Source organism: Nioella ostreopsis (genome assembly GCF_004000255.1).
GTDB classification, from domain to species: Bacteria; Pseudomonadota; Alphaproteobacteria; order Rhodobacterales; family Rhodobacteraceae; genus Nioella; species Nioella ostreopsis.
Genome location: NZ_RCIQ01000059.1, coordinates 1 through 3,228 on the forward strand (window position 1 = coordinate 1; position 3,228 = coordinate 3,228).

Below are 3,228 nucleotides of genomic sequence, written 5' to 3' on the forward strand. Positions count from 1 at the left end.
CGCTGTCCGATGACACGCTGACGCGGCTCGATGCGGGGTCGACGGAGCTGACTCTTGGCAGCGGGCCGACGGCGGGCAGCTGGCCCGGCACGACGGGCGAGCTTGCCCCGGGCGAGAGCGTGACCTACACGGCCGGCTACACCCTGACCCAGGCCGATATCGACGCAGGCGGGGTGGCCAATAGCGCGACCGCCAGCGCCAGCGCACCGAATGGCGACCCGGTCACCGGCACCTCGGACAGCGACGCGGACACTGCCGGCAACCAGCCAACCGAGACCACGATCAGCGCCTCGCCGGAACTGACGGTGACGAAGTCTGTGAGTTCGACGGATCTGACGGTTGCGGGCGGCGCCGAAGACACGGTCTGGAACCCGGGCGACACGATCACCTATGCGGTTGCGATCGAGAACACGGGCAACGTTGCGCTGGACACGGTCGCGCTGACGGATGCGCTTGCGAGCGGCTCGCCGGTGACGCTGACGGCGTCTGATGTGACCGTGACGGGCGAGGTGACGGCGGACGACATCCTGGAGCCGGGCGAGACCTGGACCTACAGCTACGATTACGCGGTGACGCAGGCCGATATCGATGCGGGGCAGGTGCTGAACACCGCCTCGGTGACGGCCCAAGACCCCACGGATACGGACGTCACGGGGACCTCGGACGGTGACGGCGACCCCGCCCAGGACAGCGATGAGGACAGCGACCCGACGAACGACCCGCTGGTGCAGACGCTTGCCGCGTCGCCGGAGCTGACGGTTGTGAAGACGGAGACCTCCGGCAACACCGCCGCGGGCGACGCGCTGAGCTGGTCGATCGTGGTGACGAATGCGGGCAACGTGACGCTGAGCAGCGTGACGCTGTCCGATGACACGCTGACGCGTCTCGACGAAGGGTCGACGGAGCTGACACTTGGTAGCGGGCCGACGGCGGGCAGCTGGCCCGGCACGACGGGCGAGCTTGCCCCGGGCGAGAGCGTGACCTACACGGCCGGCTACACCCTGACCCAGGCCGATATCGACGCAGGCGGGGTGGCCAATAGCGCGACCGCCAGCGCCAGCGCGCCGAACGGCGACCCGGTCACCGGCACCTCGGACAGCGACGCGGACACTGCCGGCAACCAGCCAACCGAGACCACGATCAGCGCCTCGCCGGAACTGACGATAGACCACGTGCTGGTAGGCGTCTCGCGCGAATTCAATACGCAGTACCGAGCCACATTCAGGACTACGGTTTCTAACGATGGAAACGTCACGCTGACTGAGGTGTCGCTGACAAACGACCTGGCAGCATTCGTTGGTTCAGGGAATCTCGTCGAGGTAATCTCGGTTTCCCGTGTATCGGGTGCTACCAGCTTGGGACTATCCTCAGACTATGATGGGCAAACAACAACTGAGATGCTTGTCGCAGACTCAACTCTGTCCGCAGGACAAGACGCCATCTTCGATGTGACGTTCCGCTTTCTGACGCCTGACGGCTTTCCTACCAGTGACAACGTAGCCACCGCTGGCGCTGATGAGCTGGATAGCCCGGTGGAGGACTCCGACGGATTGGGGATCACCGATGCAGACGGTGACGGGGGCGTCGATTCCCAGGAGTCTGACACGGCTGACCGTGATGAAGACGGAATCGTGGACTCTGAAGACTATGACCCGACGGGGTACTTCTACTGTGAAGAAGACGGTCGGATCCTGTCCGGTGGATCGATTTCGGTGGTTGACGCTAGTGGGTCATCCGACAATGTCGTAATCGACTTCGACGGCACCGATGGATACTACCAGTGGTATGCAACTGCGGCAGGGGTCTACACCATGTCTGTCAGTTACCCGACCAGCGTGGGGGTCGCTAGCACGACGAGACTCGTCTCAACCAGCGCACTCGACGTAACGTCCTTGCTACCAGCGGATCCCGCGTTTCTCGGATCGACTGAGGTGGGGGATAGCGGAGAACTTGCCGATGAATCCCTTGCGGCGAATCCGGTCTTCTACCGGGTGTTCACTATTGAGGCTGGTGACCCCAACGTGATGGCCAACAATATTCCCATGGAACAGTGCGCGGATAACTCGGTTTCGGTTTCCGCTCACCAGAATGGCGGAGAAAATAACGAAGGTACGCCCACGGATGGCAGCTTTACCGTATCGATGCCGCGCGCGACCATCGCGGCTGTAGAGTTGAGCTACACGATAGGCGGGACCGCTGTTGCCGATACGGACTACACAGCCCTTTCGGGAAGTGTGACCATCGCACAGGGGGACACATCGGTAACCGTGAATGTGCCCGTCCTCGAAGACGCGCTGATCGAGGCCGATGAGACAGTGACTCTGACGCTCACCGGCATCACTGGGGGTGACGGTACCACCCAGATTGCGACCGACGGAACGCAGTCTCGAAGCCTTTCGATCAGTAGCGACGATAACGCTGGCCTGCGTATCGTTGATGTGGACCTAGACGCATCCGAGAGCGGTGATACGGGGACGATGCGTTTCTCGCTCACCGCCGTTCCGGAATCTCAGGTCACGTTGACATTCGCTGGCGATGGACAGTGCACAATCAGCCCTTCAAGCATGGTCTTTGGTCCCGGCGACTGGGACCAGACTCAGGATCTGAGCATCACTCCGATTGCGGATGACGTTGTGGAGGGCTTACATACTTGTCGTCCGACGGTGGCTGTTTCTTCCTCGGACATGAACTACGACGGTCTGGCCCCGGTGCTGAGCGACGTGAGCATAGTCGACGGCTTGCTAAGCACGATCCGCGACCAGCTCATAGATGAGATCGAGGACGAGATCGAGGCGACCATCCGCGACCAGGTGGGCGACATGCGCGGTTTCGCCAGCGGCGCGGGCACACGACTGCGTCAGGAAGCGCTGGACAGCGGGTATTGTTCCGGGCCGGACCGGATTGATCCCGAAGGGAGTCTCTCCTACAGCGGCGGTCGCCTGTCCTTCGATGCAACCATTTCGGACGACTACTTTGATTGCGTTGCGGAGGAACGCGTGATCGTTGAGGCCGAGACCCGATATCGGTGGAGTGACGACTCATCCGGAATGCTGCGCTTTTCCGGATCCTATCTACGGGAACACAGGGACGAGGGTGAACGCATTCGCGGTCGTTTTCTCACAGGCTACATCACGATGCCGGTTGCAACCGACGATGATGTCGCCGGAATGCGCGGAGTCGGCCTGGCCTTCGGAATCTATGGCGCAACGCGACTGGAAAACGATTTGA

At 62.1% G+C, this 3,228-nt stretch carries 1 protein-coding gene; it reads left to right on the plus strand.

Annotation, left to right across the window (positions count from 1 at the left end):
• Positions 1–3,228, plus strand: a 3,228-nt coding sequence (locus EP237_RS22730) for a DUF7507 domain-containing protein (protein ID WP_127563092.1), incomplete at both ends; no start/stop codon positions are given.